16 protein-coding genes are annotated in these 20,409 nt (G+C 61.9%); 2 read left to right on the top strand and 14 right to left on the bottom strand.

The window, feature by feature from the left end:
- Positions 1–14: 14 nt before the first annotated feature.
- Complete coding sequence (locus tag AC1DXO_RS23020) at positions 15–257, bottom strand: WGR domain-containing protein (protein ID WP_476980544.1); 243 nt, start codon at positions 255–257, stop codon at positions 15–17.
- A gap of 209 nt (positions 258–466) precedes the next feature.
- On the opposite strand from AC1DXO_RS23020, the gene AC1DXO_RS23025 reads away from it, so the two are divergent.
- Positions 467–1,123, top strand: coding sequence for a dihydrofolate reductase family protein (locus tag AC1DXO_RS23025; RefSeq protein WP_476980545.1), 657 nt, complete (start codon positions 467–469; stop codon positions 1,121–1,123).
- Between the two features lie 11 nt (positions 1,124–1,134).
- On the opposite strand, the gene trhA is transcribed toward AC1DXO_RS23025, so the two are convergent.
- Positions 1,135–1,884: a PAQR family membrane homeostasis protein TrhA gene (gene trhA / locus AC1DXO_RS23030; protein ID WP_476980546.1), complete on the bottom strand. Its 750-nt coding sequence runs from the start codon at positions 1,882–1,884 to the stop codon at positions 1,135–1,137.
- Positions 1,885–2,147: 263 nt separating this feature from the next.
- On the opposite strand from trhA, the gene AC1DXO_RS23035 reads away from it, so the two are divergent.
- Entirely contained in the window at positions 2,148–4,292 is a 2,145-nt protein-coding gene (locus AC1DXO_RS23035; RefSeq protein WP_476980547.1) for a glycoside hydrolase family 97 protein, read from the top strand.
- Positions 4,293–4,615: 323 nt separating this feature from the next.
- Here AC1DXO_RS23035 and AC1DXO_RS23040 read toward each other — a convergent pair whose 3' ends face one another.
- The 12 genes from AC1DXO_RS23040 to AC1DXO_RS23095 form a co-directional block, all read right to left on the bottom strand.
- Complete coding sequence (locus tag AC1DXO_RS23040) at positions 4,616–5,647, bottom strand: LacI family DNA-binding transcriptional regulator (protein ID WP_476980548.1); 1,032 nt, start codon at positions 5,645–5,647, stop codon at positions 4,616–4,618.
- 64 nt (positions 5,648–5,711) lie between these two features.
- On the bottom strand, positions 5,712–6,485 hold the full coding sequence (gene cobA / locus AC1DXO_RS23045; protein ID WP_476980549.1) for a uroporphyrinogen-III C-methyltransferase: 774 nt from the start codon (positions 6,483–6,485) through the stop codon (positions 5,712–5,714).
- Positions 6,475–9,147, bottom strand: a complete 2,673-nt coding sequence (locus tag AC1DXO_RS23050) for a nitrate reductase (protein WP_476980550.1) — start codon at positions 9,145–9,147, stop codon at positions 6,475–6,477. The genes cobA and AC1DXO_RS23050 overlap by 11 nt, the downstream gene beginning before the upstream one ends.
- 56 nt (positions 9,148–9,203) lie before the next feature.
- The gene (locus tag AC1DXO_RS23055) at positions 9,204–9,539 is read right to left on the bottom strand and encodes a nitrite reductase (NAD(P)H) small subunit (protein ID WP_476980551.1); all 336 of its coding nucleotides are present in this window, start codon (positions 9,537–9,539) and stop codon (positions 9,204–9,206) included.
- Positions 9,536–12,028, bottom strand: a complete 2,493-nt coding sequence (nirB, locus tag AC1DXO_RS23060; protein ID WP_476980552.1) for a nitrite reductase large subunit NirB — start codon at positions 12,026–12,028, stop codon at positions 9,536–9,538. The genes AC1DXO_RS23055 and nirB overlap by 4 nt, the downstream gene beginning before the upstream one ends.
- Before the next feature lie 398 nt (positions 12,029–12,426).
- Positions 12,427–13,641 carry a nitrate/nitrite transporter gene (locus AC1DXO_RS23065; protein WP_476980553.1) on the bottom strand — a complete coding sequence of 405 codons (1,215 nt, stop codon included), beginning with the start codon at positions 13,639–13,641 and terminating at the stop codon, positions 12,427–12,429.
- A gap of 322 nt (positions 13,642–13,963) precedes the next feature.
- Positions 13,964–14,773: an ABC transporter ATP-binding protein gene (locus tag AC1DXO_RS23070; protein ID WP_476980554.1), complete on the bottom strand. Its 810-nt coding sequence runs from the start codon at positions 14,771–14,773 to the stop codon at positions 13,964–13,966.
- 8 nt (positions 14,774–14,781) lie between these two features.
- Positions 14,782–15,645: a nitrate ABC transporter permease gene (ntrB, locus tag AC1DXO_RS23075; RefSeq protein WP_476980555.1), complete on the bottom strand. Its 864-nt coding sequence runs from the start codon at positions 15,643–15,645 to the stop codon at positions 14,782–14,784.
- 44 nt (positions 15,646–15,689) lie between these two features.
- Positions 15,690–16,964, bottom strand: a complete 1,275-nt coding sequence (locus AC1DXO_RS23080; RefSeq protein ID WP_476980556.1) for a CmpA/NrtA family ABC transporter substrate-binding protein — start codon at positions 16,962–16,964, stop codon at positions 15,690–15,692.
- A 54-nt stretch (positions 16,965–17,018) separates the two neighbouring features.
- Positions 17,019–18,320: an alginate export family protein gene (locus tag AC1DXO_RS23085; protein ID WP_476980557.1), complete on the bottom strand. Its 1,302-nt coding sequence runs from the start codon at positions 18,318–18,320 to the stop codon at positions 17,019–17,021.
- A 335-nt stretch (positions 18,321–18,655) separates the two neighbouring features.
- On the bottom strand, positions 18,656–19,807 hold the full coding sequence (locus tag AC1DXO_RS23090; RefSeq protein WP_476980558.1) for an ABC transporter substrate-binding protein: 1,152 nt from the start codon (positions 19,805–19,807) through the stop codon (positions 18,656–18,658).
- Positions 19,804–20,391 (bottom strand): ANTAR domain-containing response regulator, encoded by a 588-nt coding sequence (locus tag AC1DXO_RS23095; RefSeq protein WP_476980559.1) that lies wholly within the window; start codon positions 20,389–20,391, stop codon positions 19,804–19,806. Before AC1DXO_RS23095 ends, AC1DXO_RS23090 begins: the two co-directional genes overlap by 4 nt.
- Positions 20,392–20,409: the final 18 nt, after the last annotated feature.

Here is a 20,409-nt window from a genome sequence, read left to right on the forward strand (position 1 = left end):
CCGGCTCTGCTGCGTCAGATCGCTGTGCCTGGCTCAGCGTAGCCGCGTCGGCGTTTCTGCTGCACGATCCGCTCTGCGATAACGGCCGCGTGGTCGGCATCGGCAAACCAGGTTTCCTTCGACTGGCCGGCGGCGCCGATCCGACCCCAATGGCGGATCACGGCCATGTCGCCGAACAGGGTCGGCTGGAACGAAAGCTCGTAAAACCGACGCATATTGCGCGCCGGATCGATGCGTCTGAGGCTATGGTTGGCCATGAGAAAACCCAATGAATCCAGACATGTAGCATAACACGAAACGTTTGAATTTCCCATAACTATTTTCGATAATGCTACGACAACATATTGTTTCAATGCCATAAATTGCCCCCTGTCTTGACTTTGGCGGCAATCAAGGACGGGCTTGTGTTTCCGGATTGCGGACATGGATCCAGCAAGCTAGCATGGTGCAAGCAGTGGAGAGACCTATGGTGGGACGAGTCAGAGTCGCGGCGTTTTCCTTGTCCCTGGATGGGTTCGGAGCGGGCCCGGAACAGAGTCTTCAGGACCCTTTGGGAAAAGGCGGCAAGACGCTCCATAGCTGGTTTTTCGGCACCAAGACCTTCCAGGCCATGTTCGGCGCGGGCGGTGGCTCGGAAGGCGTGGACGAGACCTTTGCCCATCGCTCGATGGACGGTTTCGGCGCCTTTATCCTTGGCCGGAACATGTTCGGTCCCGTGCGTGGGGAGTGGCCGGACGACAGTTGGAAGGGCTGGTGGGGAGACAATCCGCCCTATCACACGCCCACCTTCGTCCTGACGCACCACGCCCGCGACCCGATCGTCATGGAAGGCGGCACCACCTTCCACTTCGTCACGGACGGGATCCATGCCGCGCTCGAGCGCGCCCGCGATGCCGCCGGAGACCTTGACGTCAAGATCGGCGGTGGCGTCTCGACCGTTCGCCAATATCTGCAGGCCCGCCTGATCGACGAACTGCATTTCGCGATTTCGCCTGTCGTGCTCGGACGCGGTGAAGCGATGTTTGCGGGCCTGGATCTGCCTGCCCTGGGCTATCGCGTGACGAGCTCTACGCCCACCGAACTCGCGACGCACGTCGTGCTCGAACGCGCGGCGAGCGAATAACCGGCGGCCTGTTACTTTGCCACCACCATGACCACGCCGACCATTATGGCCGCATAGTGTGTCACGGCGCCGGTCAGAACATGGCCATGCCAGACGGCGCGGCGAAACCTGAAACGCGTCACAATAAACAAGACCGCGCCTATGGTATAGACGATGCCGCCGGCGGCCAACAAGACAAGCGGTATCAGCGACGTCCCCTCGGCCAGCGGCTTTATGGCGATAACGATGACCCATCCGATGGCCAGATAGAAAACGGTAGACACCATCTCGCTCAAACGCGGCAGGAACAGCCTGATCAGGACTCCGGTGGCGGCGAGGCTCCACACCGCGATCGTCATGCCCCAGCTCCAGGTGCCGTGCAGCAACTGGGTGGTAAAGGGCGTGTAGCTGGCGGCAATCATCAGAAAAATGCCGGCGTGGTCGACGCGATAGAGGAACGGCTGCCAGCGCGGATGGGCAAAATTATAGGCAACAGAAAAGGCGAGCATGGCGATAAAGCCAAGCGCATAGACGGCGATGGCGAGGCTTAGCCCCATGACGCCATGACTGACGGAGAGGGCCATGCCGCCGCCAATCACAGCAAACGACAACCCGACAATGTGAACAATCAGGTCGGCCAGACGTTCGCTGGGGGTGGGATAATGGGGTTCGGTCTCGACATCCAGACGCGGTGCACGGCCGTGCCCCGGCCTGACAATGCCGGCCTTGATGAACAACCGATGGAGATAAGCAGCAAAACTTGTTGGGGACGTCAATTTCATCGTTCGCACTTCCAATACAGCCCATAACTTGGGAGTACGGGCGTAAGGAAGCGATGTCGGACCCTGAACAAAAAAGATTTTTCAGGGTTTGGACGCAGAAAGCTGTGGTGTGGAAACCTTCAGCGCTCTGCAAAACATGACATTTTATGAAAAATTTTTCAGAATTAAGTTGTTCATTTACATACATATTTTCATTGAGTGCCAATTAATTTTGCATTAAGTTGTAGACTATGGCTCCGTTAGAAGGCCGCAGAGGAAACGCTATGCAAGCTCGACGTCATCCGGTCGCCGTCATGGCGGTTACACTGATCGGCACGCTGATATGTGCGATGCCCGCCCTGGCCCAGGACACCGCTCCAGTTGCCGGTCCCGTTGTTGCTGACGCGTCGCAGACGGCCATGGCGACGGCACAGTACCAAGCGATTGCCAGTGTGGACTCACCGGAAAAGACCCTGCATGCCGATATCATGCTGAGCGGTGACGGCAGCCTGTTCTATCGGATTTCGCGCAACGGGAAGGTCGTTATCGCGCCATCGCGCCTCGGCCTGATCCTGGCCAATGCGCCGAAGTTCGACCACGCGTTCTCGCTCGATAAGGCGCAGTCCTCGTCCCACGACGACACCTGGGAGCAGCCGTGGGGTGAGCGCCGCTATGTGCGCAACCACTATAACGAACTGCGCGTCGACCTGATGCAGAAGACATGGGACGACCGCCGGATGACGGTCGTTTTCCGGCTCTATGACGACGGCGTCGGCTTCCGCTACGAATTTCCCGACCAGCCGCAGTTGCACCGGCTCGAAATCATGGATGAACTGACCGAATTCACCGTCGCCGATCCGGCGACCGCGTGGTGGGATGTGGCCGGGGAATCGAACCGCGAAGAATATCTCTATAGCCATACGCCCCTGGCCGAGGTTAGCGAGGCGCAGACGCCCATGACGCTCAAAACGAATCAGGGCGTCTATATGTCCTTCCACGAAGCGGCCCTGGTCGACTATGCCGCCTATTGGCTGCGCCGGGTTGACGGTCAGCGTCTGCAGACGCGCCTGGCACCGTCGGCCATGGGTACGCCCGTGGTGCGTAACGCCCCGTTCCCGACGCCGTGGCGCACGATTCAGATCACGGATTCGGCGGCTGGCCTGTACAACGGTTCCGACCTGATCCTGAACCTGAACGAACCCAATCGGCTGGGCGATGTGTCGTGGGTCAAGCCGTACAAATATATCGGCATCTGGTGGGGCATGCACCTCAACAACTGGACCTGGGAAGCGGGACCGCGTCATGGCGCCACGACGCAGAATACCGAGCTGTATATGGATTTCGCTGCGAAAAGCGGTTTCCGCGGTGTCCTGGTCGAAGGCTGGAACAAGGGCTGGGAGGATTGGTACGCCAAGGGCTTCAACTTCTCCTATACCGAAGCCTATCCCGACTTCGACCTGCCCGCCTTGTCGGCCTATGGCGCCAAGCTGGGTGTCCACCTGATCGGCCACCACGAAACCGCCGGCAATATCGCCAACTATGAGCCGCAGATGGCGGCGGGCTTTGCGCTGTATGAGAAATACGGCGTCGATTCGGTGAAGACGGGCTATGTCGCCGACGCCGGCGGCGCGCGTGTCACGGCGCCGGACGGCAGTGTGCGCTTCGCGTGGAACGACAGCCAGGAGATGGTGCGCCATTATCTGGCCAATGTAGCAACGGCGGCGAAATACCATATCGCCATCGACACGCATGAGCCGATCAAGGACACCGGCCTGCGCCGCACCTATCCGAATTGGGTGTCACGCGAGGGCCAGCGCGGGATGGAATACAATGCCTGGGGCGATCCGCAGAACCCGCCGGAGCACGAGGCCAACCTGGTCTTCACCCGCATGCTGTCCGGCCCGATGGACTTCACGCCGGGTATCCTGTCGCTGCAGGGCCAGGGCAAGCCGATTGCCTCGACCCAGGCCAAGCAACTGGCGTTGTACGTCGTGCTGTATTCACCGATCCAGATGGCGGCCGACCTGCCGGAAAACTACGCCAAATATCCCAAGCCCTTCCAGTTCATCAAGGACGTGCCGACCGACTGGGACCAATCGATCGCGCTCGGTGGCGAACCCGGTGACTTCGCCACCATCGTGCGCAAGGATCGCCATTCCGACGACTGGTATCTGGGCGCTGTGACGGACGAAACCGCACGCAGCGAGACGGTGCCGTTAAGCTTCCTGACGCCGGGCCGCACCTATACGGCGCAAATCTATCGCGATGGCGACCATGCCGGAATGGAGGGCGACGCCCGCTTCGACATCGTCATCGAGACGCGGCAGGTAACGGCAGCCGACACCCTGACCGTGAAACTGGCGCCCGGTGGCGGCCAGGCTATCCGTTTCGTTGCCGGCAAGCCGGATAGGGCAAAAAAAGGACGGTGAAGCGTTGGTTTGTGGGCTGCATCGATTGTCGCGCAATGCTCTGAATATACAGCAATTTTCAACGCGGAAAGCGCCGAAAAGTCGGAAAGACGCGGAAAAAGAAAGAGGCAGAAAGCTTTCGCCCGAAGGGCATTCATTCTGCGCAGACTGCGGCATATGCAAATAGAGGCGCTTCGCGCGGTAGAACCAAATACTCGGATTTGGCTTCGCCGAACTTCGTTTCTGCGTCTTTCCGACTTTTCGGCGCTTTCCGCGTTGAAAATTGCTGTAAATTCAGAGGTTTCCAAAAAAGTGTGGCCGACTGCAGGTGCCCGGTAGACTCATCATTCTCGAACGAAGGCGCCTCCGCATGACTCGCGAATGACCAGTTGCGTAGAGACATATTCCGACACGACCTTGTCATTGGCCGCCGTACCGACCAGCTTTGAGACCATGAGCTGACCTGAGGCCACCAGGTCCTGTGACACAGCCGTCAGGCGTGGCCGCGACAGGTCTGCGAGGTGCGTATTGTCGTAGCCGACCACGCTCACATCGTCAGGAATGTGTAGCCCCAAGCGTTGCAGCGCCATCATCGCACCGAAGGCTATGGCGTCGCTGGCAGCGAAAACACCGTCGAACCGCAGCCCGCTGTTCCATAGGGAGGTCATAGCCAGGTCCGCCGCCGTCGTATCCGAAGCGACGGGCACGACCAGCTGGGGACTGAACGCCAGGCCATGCGCACCCAGTGCGTTGAGGTAGCCCTGAAAGCGTTGCCGGAATTCCATCCCGTCCGTGTCGCCGAGATAGACAATCCGGCGCCGGCCCAGCTTCGCCAGATGTTCCGTTGCGCGCAGGCCGCCGGCCAGGTTGTCGGAGCCGACAGTGCGGTATTTCTGACCCGGGGCGCCCTGGCCCCACACGATAAAATTGTCGTGGGTCTCGGCCAGTTGATTGAAGCGGTCGTGCAGCAGGCATTGTCCGATAAAGATGGCCCCGTCGACCCGCGCCGTTTCCATCACCTCGACGAGGTCGAGCCTGTCGTGCAGGGGCAGGTTGGACAGGTGCAGGTCGCAGCCCTGGCTGCGGGCGGCCTGGCCAATACTGGCGATCATCTGCTGATAAAATGGATTGAACAGCAGGTCGCCGGCGTGATGGCTGGACGAGATGAAAATACCCAGGGTACAGGCCGGCGCCTCGGCGCGCAGGGAGAACCGGGTTACGGCATACCCCTGTTCCAACGCGACATTGCGTACCCGGCGCTTGGTGATGCGATTGACGACGGGGGAATCGTTGAGGGCGCGCGACACGGTCGCGATAGACAGGCCTGCGATCCTTGCCAGATCTTCCAGGCGGACTTTGGTTGTGACACTTCCCATCCGGCCAGTGTGCACAGATCACCGGACGTCACAATTGATGCAGCGAAAGAATACGTATTCGCCGTTATGCCTGGCGCTGCAGGACCGGCAGGGCCTGATGGGCGCGCGCATAGGCAAAGGCGTCGCCGACGCCGATCAGCACGGGCCCCTGATAGTTGGCCGCAGCGACATCTCTGGCCAGGTCCGACAGGCGCCCGGTCTGGATTCGCGCATTGGCCCGGCCGGCATTTTCGACAAACACCATGGCGGTGTTTGGCTCGCGGCCGGCCTTCAGCAGGGCCGCCTCGATATGCGCGGCATTGTGCGACGACATGTAGAAGACAAGGCTGGCCTTCGGGTCGCCCAGGGTGCCGTCTTCAAAGGCAATCGAGCCATCAAGGCCGCGGCCGGTCAGGAAGGTGACGGCGCGCGCCTCGCCGCGATGGGTCAAGGGGAATGAGAACTGGGCGGCGGCGGCGCTGGCGGCGGTGACACCGGCCAGGGTCTTGTGCGCGATACCGTGGCGATCGAGATGCAGGCGTTCTTCCTCGACACGGCCGAACATCGACGGATCACCGCCCTTCAGCCGGACGACATGCAGGCCGCGGCGGGCCAGGCGGACCATCAGGGCATTGGTCTTCTCCTGTGGAACCGACAGGCGGTCGCCGCGTTTCCCGACGCAGATCTTGACGCAGCGGGCGGGGGCCAGGGCCAGAATGTCTTCGGACACCAGGGCGTCGTAAAGCAGGGCCTGGGCTGACTGAATCGCCTTGAGCGCGCCCAGGGTCAGCAGATCGGCATCACCTGGGCCGGCGCCGACGAGCGAGACGAATCCCGGAGACTTGGTATCATGCGGCATGGGTGACTTCCTTTTTCGCAAAGCTCAGCAGGCACTGTTTCAGTTCGCCCTTGCACGAGCCGCAGGCTGTGCCTGCTGTCGTGACGTCGCCAATCTCCTCGACGGTCAGGGCGCCTTCGGTAATGGCAGCATTGATCGTCTTCTCGCCGACGCCGCGACAGGCGCAGATGATCCGCCCCTTGTCCTGGACGCCGGGAAGACGGCCGATCAGCAGGGCGGCGCGATCCCTGGCATCAAGCACCAGATCGCCGAAACGCTCGAGCAGCCAGTCGCGCGACGGAAGGCGTTTGTCGATCGGTGTCAGGAAAATAACGCGCGTCAGGCGGCCATTCTCGATACGCACACGCCGGGTCACGCCGGCCGTTGTGTCGTCGAGCGTCAGATTGGTCTCGATCATCGCCGCGTCCAGCGCTGCGATGCCGGCGATCTCGAAACAATCGGCAAAGGCATGCGCGGTCCGCCGCCAAACCGTATCTTCGCCCCATTTCGGCAGGTCACCGTCGAAATTGCGCGGTGTCATGACGAAGCCGTGCCAGGTTTCGTTATAGGCGTGGACACGGGCCGGCGTGTGCTTGAACTCCGGCTGGCCCGACATCGGGTCGACCGCCGGGTTGATCAGCTGGTTCGAACGGCCCAACGGCGCAAATTGCTTCGTCCAGTGCATGGGTACGCTGAGACTGCCCTCGCGGACATCGTCCGTAACATTGGCCTTCAGTACGGCTTCGCCATAGGCGGTCGTCACGACGGCCAGGCGTCCTTCCCGAATGCCCAGTCGCCGGGCATCCTTTGGGTGGATGTCGAGCAGGGGCTCGGTGATGTGACGGTTCAGTTCAGGCGCCAGGGCGGTGCGCGTCAGGGTATGCCAGTGATCGCGAACGCGCGCGCTGTTCAGGCTGAACGGCAGGTCGGGAGAGGTCGCATTCGCCGGGCCGGCGGCTTTCGGTGCAATCAGTCGCGCCCGGCCATCGGGCGTGGCGAAGCGGCCATCGGCGAACAGGCGCTGGCCCGAACCAGCCTTTGTAACCGGCCAACGCGTCGGCGCCAGCCTGTCGTAGTCAGCGGGTGCGAGGTCGGCGAGGCCGCTCAGGTTGAGGAAACGTTGCCCGGTGTTTTCAAAAGCGGTCAGGCCGGCATATTCGCGGAAGACCTCTGACGGGTTGCGCCACGAAAAGGCAGCGTCCCACGAGCTGTTCATTCGGCGGGCAACCTCGGCGACGATAGCCCAGTCGGGCCTGACCTCGCCCGGCAGAGAGGTCATGCGGCGCTGACGCGAGATAACGCGTTCCGAATTGGTGACCGTACCGTCCTTTTCGCCCCAGGCCGCGGCTGGAAGCTGGATATGGGCCATGTCCATGGTGTCGGTGCGCGCAATAACGTCCGACACGACGACCAGTTCGCACCTGGACAGCGCTTCATGGATCTTGTTGGTGTCCGGCATGGAGACCATCGGATTGGTGGCCATGATCCAGATCGCCTTGATCTTGCCGGCATGAACGGCGTCGAACATGTCGACCGCCTTGAGGCCGGGCTTGGGCGCGACGGTTGGCGACTGCCAGTAACGCTGGACCAGGGCCCTCGACGTCGGATCGAAATCCATGTGGGCGGCCAGCATATTGGCCAGGCCGCCGACTTCGCGGCCGCCCATGGCGTTGGGCTGGCCGGTGATCGAGAAGGGGGCGGCGCCTCGCTTGCCGATCTTGCCCGACAGCAGGTGGGCATTGATCAGGCTCAGTCCCTTATTGACCCCCTGAGCGGACTGGTTGGACCCCTGGCTGAACAGGCTGACGACCTTGGGGGTATGCAGGAAGGCGTCGTAAAAGGTCTTGAGATCGGCCGGCGACAGGCCGCAGTCCTGCGCCACGGCATCCAGGCTCTGGTCATCCTCGCACAGGGCGGCGAGCAGGCGGGTGAAGCCCTGCGTATGCAGGTCGATAAAGTCGTGATCGATGGCGTCGCGGGCGATGAGATGGGCGCATAAGCCGTTCCACAGGCGCACATCGGTCTGCGGGCGGATCATCAGGTGCAGGTCGCTCGCCTTGGCCGTGTCGGTACGCTTCGGGTCGATGCAGATGCGCATCTGACCCTGGCGGCTTTCAATACGGCGATACAGCACCGGATGGGTCCAGGCGGCGTTGTGGCCGGAAAAGATCAGCAGATCGGCTTCCGTCAGGTCGTCATAGATGCCGGGAACCAGGTCGGCACCAAAGGCCTGCTTGTGCGCTGCCACGGCCGATGACATGCACAGGCGCGAATTGGTGTCGATATTGGCCGTACCGATATAGCCCTTGGCCAGCTTGTTGACGGCGTAATAGTCCTCGGTCAGCAACTGACCCGAGACATAGAAGGCGACCGCGTCCGGACCATGTTCGTTGATGATGGCGTTGAATTTCTGGGCGACCGTATCGAGGGCTTCGTCCCAGCTGGCCTGTTCAAGCTGGCCGTTTTCCCGGCGCATTCTCGGGTGGAGGAGGCGACCTTCGAGGCCAAATGTGTTACCGAGCGCCGTGCCTTTCGAGCACAGGCGGCCCAGATTGGCCGGATGGCTGTCATCGCCCTTGACCTTCAGAGCCCGCCCGCCGGCCAGGTCCGCCTTCACGCCACAGCCGACCCCGCAATAGGGGCAGGTCGTCAGGGTCGTGGTGGTGGGGGCGGGTTCGAACATGAATGGTTCCGGTGTAAGTCCCTTCTCTCCTCACAAGGAGAGAAGGGAAAATGGGGTCAGTGTGGAAGTCCCAGCAATATCCGCCCATCGCGGATTTCGAGTGGGACCGTGGGCGTGCAGCCCTTGCCGGCGTCGACGCCCATGGCCTCACCGGTCTCAAGCGAGATCGACCAGTTGTGCAGCGGGCAGGCAATGGCGCGGCCGTGGACGATACCCTCCGACAGGGGACCGCCCTTGTGCGGGCACTTGTCGAAGACGGCGAAATATTCATCGGCTACCGTGCGGAACACGGCGATCGGCCCCATCAGGGTCTCGACTCGGCGGGCGCTTTGGCGGGCCACTTCAATGGCGCCGCCGACATCGACCCAGTTTATGCTTACATTCGCGTTCATTCGGCGGGTTCCGGTTGCGTGAAGCCTTCGCGCAGATCGGCGAGCGGCGAGAAAACCTTGGCAGGTTCGGATTTTGGGGCGTGTTCAGCCCAGGGGTCGACCTGGTAGATTTCCTGGCTTTCCAGGAAGCGGGCGATCAGGGCGGCGCGGACCGCAGGCTCGGCAAGGCCGTCCTTGACGAAGTCGAGACCGACACGCTCCACCCAGGGGGCTGTGCGTTCGAGGTACCAGGCGTCTTCGCGGTAAAGCTGGACAAAGGCCATGGACCATTCCAGCGCCTCCTGTTCGGTCGCCACCTTGGTCAGCAGGTCGGTGACTCGCACATGGATGCCGGCATTGCCGCCGACATGCAGCTCGTAGCCGCTGTCAACGCAGACGACACCGAAGTCCTTGATCGTCGCCTCGGCGCAGTTGCGCGGGCAACCCGACACCGCCATCTTGAACTTGTGCGGCATGTAACTGCCCCAGGTCGCCTGTTCCAGCTTGACGCCGAGACCGGTCGAGTCCTGGGTACCGAAGCGGCACCATTCCGAACCGACGCAGGTCTTCACCGTGCGCAGGGCCTTGGCATAGGCGTGACCCGACACCATGCCGGCGGCATTGAGATCGGCCCAGACGGCGGGCAGGTCTTGCTTCTTGATGCCGAACAGGTCGAGACGCTGGCCGCCGGTCACCTTGACCATCGGGACGTTGAACTTGTCGACGACATCGGCGATCGCGCGCAGTTCCTTGGCCGAGGTCAGGCCGCCCCACATGCGCGGTACGACCGAATAGGTACCGTCTTTCTGGATATTGGCGTGGTTGCGTTCGTTGACAAAACGCGAGCGCGGATCGTCGGCATATTGCTTCGGCCAGGCGCACAGCAGGTAGTAGTTGAGCGCCGGACGGCACGACGAACAGCCGTCGGGCGTCGACCATTTCAGGGCCTGCATGACATCGGGGATGTTCATCAGCTTCTGCTCGACGATCGCCTTGCGAACCAGGGCGTGGCCGTGTTCCGTGCATTTGCACATCGGCTTGGGCCCGGTCTGGGCCTTGAAGGCATCACCCAGCGTGCATTTCAGCAGGCTTTCGACAATCCCGGTGCACGAACCGCAACTGGCCGAGGCCTTGCAGGTCCCGCGCACCTTGTCGAGCGTATCGGCGCCGGCGCTGATCGAGGCGACGACTTGACCCTTGGATACGCCGTTGCAGCCGCACACTTCCGTGTCGTCAGGCCACGCCGCAACGGCGTTAGAAGGGTCCTGGCCGGCCAGGGCATTGGTGACGGCCTGGCCGAAGATGAGCGTATCGCGAATATCAGCGACGCTCTCGGCCTTCTTGATCAGGTCGAAATACCAGCCGCCATCGGCCGCCTCACCGAACAGAACCGTCCCGACCAGTTTGTCGTCCTTGATGACGATGCGCTTGTAGACGCCGCGTGACGGGTCGCGGAAGACGATGTCCTCACAGCCCTCGCCGCCGGCGAACTGACCGGCGGAGTAGAGGTCGACGCCTGACACCTTGAGGCGCGTGGCGAGGTTGGAGCCGGCATAGGCGGCATCGACGTTCTTTTCGGTCAGGACGTCGGCCAGGGTGCGGCACATCTCCCATATGGGCGCGACCAGACCGTAGCACTGGCCGCGATGCTGGGCGCATTCGCCGACGGCGAAGATATCGGGATCGGACGTTCTCATCTGGTCGTCGACCACAATGCCGCGTTCGACCACCAGGCCGGACGACTTGGCGGGTTCGACATGGGGGCGGATGCCGACGGCCATGACCAGCAGCGAGGCCGGGATAACGCGGCCGTCCTTCAGCTTCAGGCCTTCGACATGGGTTTCACCGAGGATGGCTTCGGAACTGGCGTTGAGCACCGAGATGACGCCGCGATCGAGCAGGGCCTTTTCGAGCAGGCGGCCGGCGGCTTCGTCGAGCTGGCGTTCCATCAGGACGTCGACCAGATGGATGACGGTCGCCTTCATGCCGCGCTTGGCAAGGCCGTAGGCGGCTTCGAGGCCGAGCAGGCCACCGCCGATGACGACAGCCTCGTTGTTCCCCGTATGCTTGGCGTTTTCCGCCGCCTTTTGCATGGCGTCGACATCGTGCAGGTCGCGGAAGGCGACAACGCCGTGCAGGTCGGCGCCAGGCAGGGGAAGGCGGATCGGGTCGGAGCCCATGGCCAGGATCAGCTTGTCATAGGCGATCGTCTGCCCGTCGTGCAGGATGACATGCTTTGTCACCGTGTCGATCGACTGGACCCAATAGCCGAAATGGGTCTTCACGCCGTTGGCGTCGTACCAGTCCTGGCTGTGGGTGACGATATCGTCGAAGGTCTTTTCCCCGGCGAGGACCGGTGACAGCTGGATGCGGTCGTAGGTGGCGCAGGCTTCGGCGCCGATGATCGAAATCTCGAAACGCGTTTCGTCGCGCTTGAGGATTTCTTCGACGATGCGGCCACCGGCCATGCCGGCCCCAATTACAACTATGCGGGCTTTTTGTGCGCCCATAACGGACCCTTTCGAGCAAAAAAAAGAGCCCCGAACCGCAGCCTGCTCAAATGCTTGAGCAAGCCGGTTCGGGACTCCGTTGTCCTTATGATGCGCCGCCAAAACCTTCGTTGGTTCAGGGACGCGAATGGGGTTGATCTTCAGTGATCAGACTATTGAAGGTATTACAAAACCAGGGTTTGTCAACGGGTATTTGTAATTGTGCAGTGCGAGATGGTGGCTGTATTTTCGCGCGTAGGGCCTCACTTCGTGCCTGTGGCGCCGACCATAGTTGAAATCCACAGATTACACAGATGACGCAGATTATTGACCTTAGCCTTGTCCTGTCGAAATGGTCGCCGGCCGTGGTGAAGGGTAATCTGCGAAATCTGTGTAATCTGTGGATAAAGCCTTACTTTCTAAAGCTTGGCGTCGGCAGCCCCGAAGGCCTGCCAGGTGCCGCGCCAGCGCGCCTTGACCAGGGTCAGGCCGCCCAGGGCGATCACCGCCAGGCAGGCAAATCCGATCAGGCCGATCTGGTAGCTGCCGGTCAGTTGCTTGGCCAGGCCCAGGCTGGCCGCCAGGTAAAACCCGCCAACCCCGCCACACATGCCGACCAGGCCGGTCATGACGCCCATCTCGTTGCGGAAACGCTGCGGCACCAGTTGGAAGACCGCGCCATTGCCCATGCCGAGCGCGCCCATGCCGATGACCAGGATGAACAGGGTCTGCCACACGCTGGGCATTTTGAAGCTGAGGACGACTAGGGCGACAGCGGCGATGCTGTACATTATCGAGAGCGTTCGGATGCCGCCGATACGATCGGCCAGGCCGCCGCCGACCGGACGGAACAGAGAGCCGGCAAAGACGCAGGCGGCGGTGAAAAAGCCCGCGACAACCGGCTCCAGGCCATATTCGACGTTGAAATAGATGTTGAGCGACGACGACAGGCCGACGAATCCGCCGAAGGTAACGCCGTAGAAGAACATGAACCACCAGGCGTCGGACTGTTTGAAGATGGCGAGATACTGCGCCAGCGTCTTGGCCGGCGGCTGGTCGGGTGCATCCTTGGCCAGGAACTGATAGATGACGAAGGTTATGATCAGCGGGATGGCGACGATGCCGAAAACGGCCGTCCAGCCGAACATCTTGGCCAGGGTCGGCGCGAACAGCGAGGCGAAGACCGTACCGGAATTGCCGGCGCCGGCGATGCCCAGCGCGATGCCCTGATATTTCGGCGGGTACCAGCGCGAGGCCAGAGGCAGGGCGACGGCAAAAGAGGCGCCGGCCATACCGAGCACAATGCCGAGCGCCAGAATGCCGCCGTAGGAATTGACATGGAGCAGGAAGGCCGCGAGCAAGCCAACGATAACGATTGACTGCGCCACAGTGCCGGTCTTTTTCGGGCCGATCCGGTCGACCAGGAAGCCGTTGACCAGACGCAGGGCTGCGCCGGCCAGGATCGGCACGGCGACCATGAAGCCTTTTTCAGCCGGGGTGAGGCCGAGCGTCTTGGCAATCTGGACACCCAGCGCGCCAAGCAGGACCCAGACCATGAAACTCATGTCGAAATAAAGGAAGGCCGAGAACAGGGTGGGCGTGTGGCCCGCCTTGAAGAAGTCCTTGCTGATCATCTTGTCTCTTTTCACGCAAAAAAAAACGCCCCAAGCTAACCCCCGAAAATCGGGAAGTCGACCTGAGACGTCATCGTCAATGTAACCCGCGTCACCGCCATTGGCGCCACAAGGTTGGAGGATAGGCGATCGTCCTTGACCGCCATGGGACCAGGATGATCCGCGATGACCGTTTCGTCAATGCAAAGACGCAGCCAGCATCTCTCCCGGATGCGGCTGGGTCATGTTGCGCTGCAAAAATGTCACAAAATCCCCGGCAAACTGTCATTTTGCCGTGTCTGTGCGGTTTGCCGAAAAAAGAGCTAGTTAGTTACATTTGAAATCACGCCGGTGTGAGGAGGGGTTTTTCGACTTTGTCGTGGGCTTCCAGGAAGGCGACGATCTCCTGGCGGCAACGGACGAACTCAGGATCTTCCATGGCGCGCAGGCGTGAACGCGGGCGCGGACATTTGACGTCGACGATCTTGCCGATCGTCGCCTTCGGGCCGTTGGTCATCATCACGACACGGTCGGCCAGCAGGACGGCTTCGTCGACGTCGTGCGTGATCATCAGCACCGTGGCATTGATGCGCGAATGCAGGGCCATGACGGTATCCTGCAGATGGCCGCGGGTCAGGGCATCCAGCGCACCGAACGGCTCGTCGAGCAACAGGACCTTGGGTTCCATGGCCAGGGCGCGGGCGATGCCGACGCGTTGCTTCATGCCGCCTGAGATTTCGCCGGGACGTTTTTTGGCGGCGTCGCTCATCTTGACCAGGTCGAGGACCTTCATGACGCGGGCATGCAGCATGCTCATGGTCTCGTTGGCGCCATAAAGCTTGTCGACCGCCAGGCGGACATTCTCATAGACCGTCATCCACGGCAGCAGCGAGTGGTTCTGGAAGACCACGGCGCGGTCGGGGCCCGGGCCTGAGATCTCCTTGTTGCCGAGCAGGGCGGCGCCAAGGGTCAGCGGCACCAGGCCAGCGACGACATTGAGCAGGGTCGACTTGCCGCAGCCGGAATGGCCGATGATCGAGATGTATTCGCCGGCATTGACGTGAAGGGTAACGTCTTCGAGGACGCTGCTGATCACGCCGTCGCGTTCGAAGTCGACATACAGATTTTCAAGGGAAAGGAAGGGCTTGGTCATTGGGTTTATTAATCCGCTGTCGTGCCGCGTGAGACGATATTGCCGAGGCCCGCAACCATGCGGTCGAGGCAGTAGCCGACCAGGCCGACATAGGCCAGGGCGACGATGATGTCCGACATCCGCGACGAATTGTACTGGTCCCAGATGAAGAAGCCGATGCCCACCCCGCCCAGCAGCATTTCAGAAGCGACGATGGCCAGCCAGCTCATGCCGACCCCGATGCGCAGGCCGGTGAAGATGTGCGGCGTCGCGGCGGGCAGCATGATCTTGAAAAACACCTCGACGGGATGCAGGCGAAGTACGCGCGCGACATTGAGATAATCGACCGGGATATTGCGCACGCCGACGGCGGTATTGATCAGGATCGGCCAGATCGAGGTGATGAAGATGACGAACAGGGCCGAGGGCTGAGCTTCGCGCAGCATGGCCAGGGACAAGGGCAGCCACGCCAGGGGCGGGACCGTGCGCAGGACCTGGAAGATCGGATCGAAACCCTTGCGCGCCCAGGCGACCGTGCCGATGAAGGCGCCCGTCAGGACGCCCACCACAGCTGCCAGCGAAAACCCGATACCGACACGCGACAGGGAGGTCAGGACGTGCCAGAACAAGCCCTTGTCCACGCCGCCGCGATCGAAGAACGGATCGGTGATCAGTTCCTTCGAGTCGGTCCACACCTGGACCGGACCAGGAAGTCCGCCTGGGAAGGCGCGCGCTACACCCTCCCAGGCGGTGCCGAGCACGGCTATGACCAGCAACGGCATGAGGAAGGTCGAGACACGATCAGCGCCCTTACGGAAGCGAGCGGCCTCGATCTGTTTTTGTTGCGCCGCCTTGAGCAAGGCGGAGCGGTCGATCGTGGGCGGCGCGGACATGACTGGAACCTCGGGAGATTTTCTGACGCGGTCGAAAGCCATGATCAGCTCAGCTTCTTGATGGACAGGCTGTTGAGATAGGCGTCGGGGTTGGCCGGGTCGAAGACCTTGCCGTCGAAGAACTTTTCGACGCCGCGCGAATCCGTGGCAGGGGTAGCGATGCCGTACTGTTTGGCGACTTCACGCCACAGGTCGGCGCGGTTGACCTTGTTGACCAGGGCGTTGGTGTTGAGGCTGGCGTCGAAATTACCCCAGCGCTTGTTTTCGGTGATGAACCAGGCGTCGTGCGACTTGAACGGGAAGGCGGCGAAGTCATTCCAGAACTTCATGACGTGCGGGCTGCCGGACACCTTGCGGCCATCGCCGTAATCGATCGTACCCTGCAGACGCGGGACGATATCGCCGGTGGGCACGTTGATATATTGCCGGCCGGCCGTGATGGCGCACATGGCGGCGCGGTTCTTTTCGCACCACTGGGCGGCTTCCATGGTGGCGGCGATCAGGGCCTTGGCGGCGTTCGGGTGCTTGTCGACCCAGTCGGCGCGCATGCCGAGCGCTTTTTCCGGATGGTTCATCCAGATTTCCGAGGTCGTTGTGGCGGTATAGCCGACCTTTTGCGACACCAGCTGGCCGTTCCACGGTTCGCCGACGCAGAAGGCATCCTGGGTGCCGGCCTTCATATTGGCGACCATCTGGGGCGGCGGGATGACGATGGTCGAGCAGTCGGTATCCGGATTGATACCGCCGGCCGCCAGCCAGTAACGGACCCACAGGTCGTGGGTGCCGCCACGGAAGGTCATGGCGACCTTGGCGATGTTGCCGGCGGCCTTGAGCTGGGCGAACTTGGCCTTGAGGCCTGAACTGTTCAGGCCGACCTGGACGCTTTTCAGGTCGTTCCCGACGCTGATCGCCTGGCCGTTTACATTGAGGCGGGCCAGGATGTACATCGGCGTGGCCTTGGCGGCCTGGCCGGTCGTGATCAGATAGGGCATAGGCGACAGGATGTGGGCGCCGTCAATGCCGCCGCCCTGGCTGCCGAGGACGAGGTTGTCGCGCGTGGCCGCCCATGACGCCTGTTTCAGCACCTCGACGTCGGGCATGCCGTACTTGGCGAACAGACCGCGTTCCTTGGCGATGATCAGGGGTGAGGAGTCGGTCAGGGCGATGAAGCCCAGCTTGGCGGCGGCGACTTCGGGTCCCTTGCCGGCGGCGAAGGCGCCGGACGGGAACAGGGCGCGCGCGGCGGCCACGGTTGCTGCGGCGCCGATCAGCGCCTGGCGGCGGTTGGCGCCTGTTGTCTTGTTAAGCTTATCGGTCATAACGGGTAATCCTTGAATGATAGTTTGCGCTGGCGCTTTGCCGATTGAGCGCGGTCACAGCTTGTATTGGAGCATGATCCAGGTCTTGGTGCGCGAGGCCGGCATGGTGGGGTCGGCGCGTTCGAAATCGGCGTATTTCAGCATCAGGCTGAGATTCTTGGTGATGCCGGCGGTCAGGACGGCGTCCCATTCCTTGCCGATATCCATGCCCAGGCGATCCGACTTCAGGTCGTGATAGACGACTGTCAAGGTCGGGTTCATGATCCACGGCGCCCACGGCTTGGTGTGGCCGGCGATGACAAAGGTGGCGTTCAGGTCGTCTATGCCATTGGCGAAGGTCTTGTTGCCGCCGGTCGAGGCGAAGACATCCGCGAAGCCTTCGAAGGCGTGTACGGTGCCCAGCGGCGTGATGAAGCCCTGGGTGCCATTGCCTTCCAGCGCCTCATAATTCAGCTTGAAGGTATAGATGTCCCAGGTGGCCGCACCCTCCAGCATGGTTTCATGCAGGTTGAAATGCGGTGCCGGATTGTCGCCCGACGGCGTCTGGCCGGCATATTGGACGACGTAGTTGAGCTTCAGCGGACCGGCCCACTGGCTGCCGAAGGCGCGCAGGCCCGAGGTGGTCACCGAGGATACCTTGGCATTGGTGATGTCGGCGGGCAGGATGGTCGTGGCGGCGGTCTTGAAGTCGAAGGCATATTCGAACGCCGTGAACTTCAGGGCTTCGGAGACACTGTAGCTCGCGTTCAACAGATAGGAGTTGGAGGTCCAGTCCTTGGCGTCGCCGGCGACACGGTTGACGCGGCCGATATAGGCGCCGGTCAGCTTGACGCGCCACAGCGTCGTGTCGACGCGGACGGCGTCGAAGGTCTGTTCGTCCTGGCGCCAGCCGACATTGCCGATGAAGCGCGCGTCGTCGAGGATCATGCGCTGGCGGCCGACCGTGACGGTCGTGGTTTCGCTTGGTGTCCAGGTGATCTGGGCGCGATTGATCTCGGTCACCTGCGGGTCCAGCACGGTCGGATACGTCGTCTTGCCGTTCAGGGTCGAATTGTAGTCCGACTGCAGGGCCTGGACCGAGTCGACCTCGATCAGTGCCTTGAAGTTCTTGAATTCGCCGCTGGTAAAGCCGAAGCGGTTGCGCCACGTCACGGCGTCAGCCTGATTGGCAAAGCCCTGCTGATCGACATGTTCCGAGCGCAGGCTCGATTCGAAGATCGGCTTGGCCGCGGTGAGAGCGTCGGCGATCGTGTCCTCGGCCCGGGCGCCCGTTGTCATGGCCAGGCCAGCCATGGCGGCGGTCGCCAGAAGGGTTGTCTTGATTACGCGTGGTGTCAGTGGTTTCAGTCGAGTCACCGTGGTCCCCTTGGAAAAAGTAAAAAAAAACGTCCCAAGCGGACTTCCCCTCGAAGAGGGTCGGTCGGACTTGAGACGTCATTGTCTATGTGGCCTGCCGCGCCGCCATTGGCGCAGTGGGCGTGGAATTCGGTTGCCGCCGTCTTTGGCCGCACACGGACGATCAGCCTGGATCGCAATTACGTCAACGTGGATTCAAACCATGTTGCGTTGCAAAATAAATATGCGGCGGAAATGCCACGATTGGCGCGGCAAAAGGGTCACATTGGGAGAACTATGACGCTTGTGCGAAAAGGCGGCAAATGGTTGCAATTGTAATCACATATCTGTGATCGTCAAAAGCAGCGGAAGACCCCGCCATCGAACAGCCGGTTAGGCGGCATGGTGATCGCATTGGGCGTCGCGGGCAGGGTCCAGGGCCCGGGCCGGCCGCCTTCATCCTTCTCGTCGTTCATCGGACAATCGAAACCGAGGGGGGCTGCGGCTTCACACCACAGGTCGGGGCGATAGATGTGACGCGCCAGCTGATCGAAATCGTGATCCGGCGTCAGCCAGCCCCATGTCACCATCTGACCCAGGAACCACTTCGCATGACTGATCCAGGGGAAGGTAGCGGTCTGGGGATCCAGTAGATAGCCCGAGCCGCCGTCCTTGAGGGCCATGGCGATGGCCTCATGCGGTGCATTGACATAGATGCGGCGTGCCAGGATGCGCATCAGATCGTCGTGGTTGCGGGGATTGGCAGCCCACAGGCCGGCACGGAGCAGGGCGCGAATCAGGGCCACGGTGGCCTGCGGGTTTTGCTCGGCCCATTTGGAGCGCACGCCCAGCACCTTTTCCGGCTTCAGGCTCCAGTAGTCGGGATCGGTGAACAGGATCTCTCCGCGGCCCATCAGTTGCGCCGTCTGCGGCCAGGGCGAGCCGGAGCAGAATCCGTCGATGACGCCGTCCTTCAGCATGTCGGCCATGCGCGAAGGCGGCAGGACGACCCACTGCAATTGGCGTTCGGGATCCAGGCCGGCCGACGAGGCCCAGTGACGCAGGACGAAATGGTGCGGCGACCAGGTAAAGGGCACGGCGAAGACGAGCCGGCCTTCGCCCGTCTTGCGCCGGCGTTCGACTTCGCGCGCCAGCATGCGGCCGGTTTCGATCAGGGACAGCTTGGTCTGGGCCGGCTGGGTATCGGCCAGTCTCTCCTTGAGCGCTTTCGAGACGACGAAGGCATTGCCGTTGGCGCCCAGCGCCATGGGCGCGATGATGCGGCCCATGGAGGGACCTAAGCCCAGCGCTGCGGCAAAGGGAGCGGGGGCCAGGATATGGGCCGCATCGACCAGGCCATAGGCCAGCTTGTCACGGATATTGGACCAGTTGGCTTCGCGGCTGAGCGTCACGTTCAGGCCTTCGGAGTCGTAAAAGCCCAAGGCTTCGGCGACCAGTACCAGGGCGGCGTCGTTAAGCGGGCTGTAGGCGATAGTCAGGTCGGTCATTGATCGTCACCGGGTTTCAACAGGCCGCTGACGGCCAATATATCGGCTGCTACCGCCTGGATAGGCCGGCCGGTGTCCATGGCATGTTTGCGCAGTGCCTTGTAAGCTTCTTCTTCACTGAGGTTACGTGACTTCATCAATACCCCTTTTGCACGGTCAATGACCTTGCGGGCGGCCAGGTCCGCCTTGGCCTTGTCGAGGTCCTTGCGCAGGGATTGCGTGACGGCGAAACGCTGGGCGGCGACGGTCAGGACCGACGACATCCGTTTCGGATTGAAGCCGTCAACGATATAGGCGGCGACTCCGGCCTCCAGCGCCCTGGCCGTGGCATTGTCGTCGGAGCGATCGACAAACATGACGACGGGACGGGGCACCTGGTCGTTGACCACCTGCAGGGCTTCCAGCATGTCGCGGTCAGGACTTTCGCAGGCAATGATGATCATGTCGGGATCAAAATCGCGCAACATACGCAGCTCAAAACTGGGCCATATGCGGATCGTAGCTTCGCTGGCGTGGTCGGCGCGAATGCCGTCCGCCACCAGCGCCGCGCGCGCGTCGTCGGGATCAATGATCAGGACGTTCATGCGTTAGGGTGAAGCCTC

Source organism: Asticcacaulis sp. P2_C5 (genome assembly GCF_056404555.1).

What these genes read in the sequence shown, in the direction of transcription:
- trhA (WP_476980546.1), bottom strand. Translation starts at nt 1,884, where the DNA reads ATGAAATTGACGTCCCCAACAAGTTTTGCTGCTTATCTCCATCGGTTG.
- AC1DXO_RS23090 (WP_476980558.1), bottom strand. Translation starts at nt 19,807, where the DNA reads ATGACCGACCTGACTATCGCCTACAGCCCGCTTAACGACGCCGCCCTG.
- AC1DXO_RS23050 (WP_476980550.1), bottom strand. Translation starts at nt 9,147, where the DNA reads ATGTTCGAACCCGCCCCCACCACCACGACCCTGACGACCTGCCCCTAT.
- AC1DXO_RS23065 (WP_476980553.1), bottom strand. Translation starts at nt 13,641, where the DNA reads ATGATCAGCAAGGACTTCTTCAAGGCGGGCCACACGCCCACCCTGTTC.
- AC1DXO_RS23025 (WP_476980545.1), top strand. Translation starts at nt 467, where the DNA reads ATGGTGGGACGAGTCAGAGTCGCGGCGTTTTCCTTGTCCCTGGATGGG.
- AC1DXO_RS23055 (WP_476980551.1), bottom strand. Translation starts at nt 9,539, where the DNA reads ATGAACGCGAATGTAAGCATAAACTGGGTCGATGTCGGCGGCGCCATT.
- AC1DXO_RS23080 (WP_476980556.1), bottom strand. Translation starts at nt 16,964, where the DNA reads ATGACCGATAAGCTTAACAAGACAACAGGCGCCAACCGCCGCCAGGCG.
- cobA (WP_476980549.1), bottom strand. Translation starts at nt 6,485, where the DNA reads ATGCCGCATGATACCAAGTCTCCGGGATTCGTCTCGCTCGTCGGCGCC.
- AC1DXO_RS23040 (WP_476980548.1), bottom strand. Translation starts at nt 5,647, where the DNA reads ATGGGAAGTGTCACAACCAAAGTCCGCCTGGAAGATCTGGCAAGGATC.
- AC1DXO_RS23035 (WP_476980547.1), top strand. Translation starts at nt 2,148, where the DNA reads ATGCAAGCTCGACGTCATCCGGTCGCCGTCATGGCGGTTACACTGATC.
- nirB (WP_476980552.1), bottom strand. Translation starts at nt 12,028, where the DNA reads ATGGGCGCACAAAAAGCCCGCATAGTTGTAATTGGGGCCGGCATGGCC.
- AC1DXO_RS23070 (WP_476980554.1), bottom strand. Translation starts at nt 14,773, where the DNA reads ATGACCAAGCCCTTCCTTTCCCTTGAAAATCTGTATGTCGACTTCGAA.
- AC1DXO_RS23095 (WP_476980559.1), bottom strand. Translation starts at nt 20,391, where the DNA reads ATGAACGTCCTGATCATTGATCCCGACGACGCGCGCGCGGCGCTGGTG.
- ntrB (WP_476980555.1), bottom strand. Translation starts at nt 15,645, where the DNA reads ATGTCCGCGCCGCCCACGATCGACCGCTCCGCCTTGCTCAAGGCGGCG.
- AC1DXO_RS23020 (WP_476980544.1), bottom strand. Translation starts at nt 257, where the DNA reads ATGGCCAACCATAGCCTCAGACGCATCGATCCGGCGCGCAATATGCGT.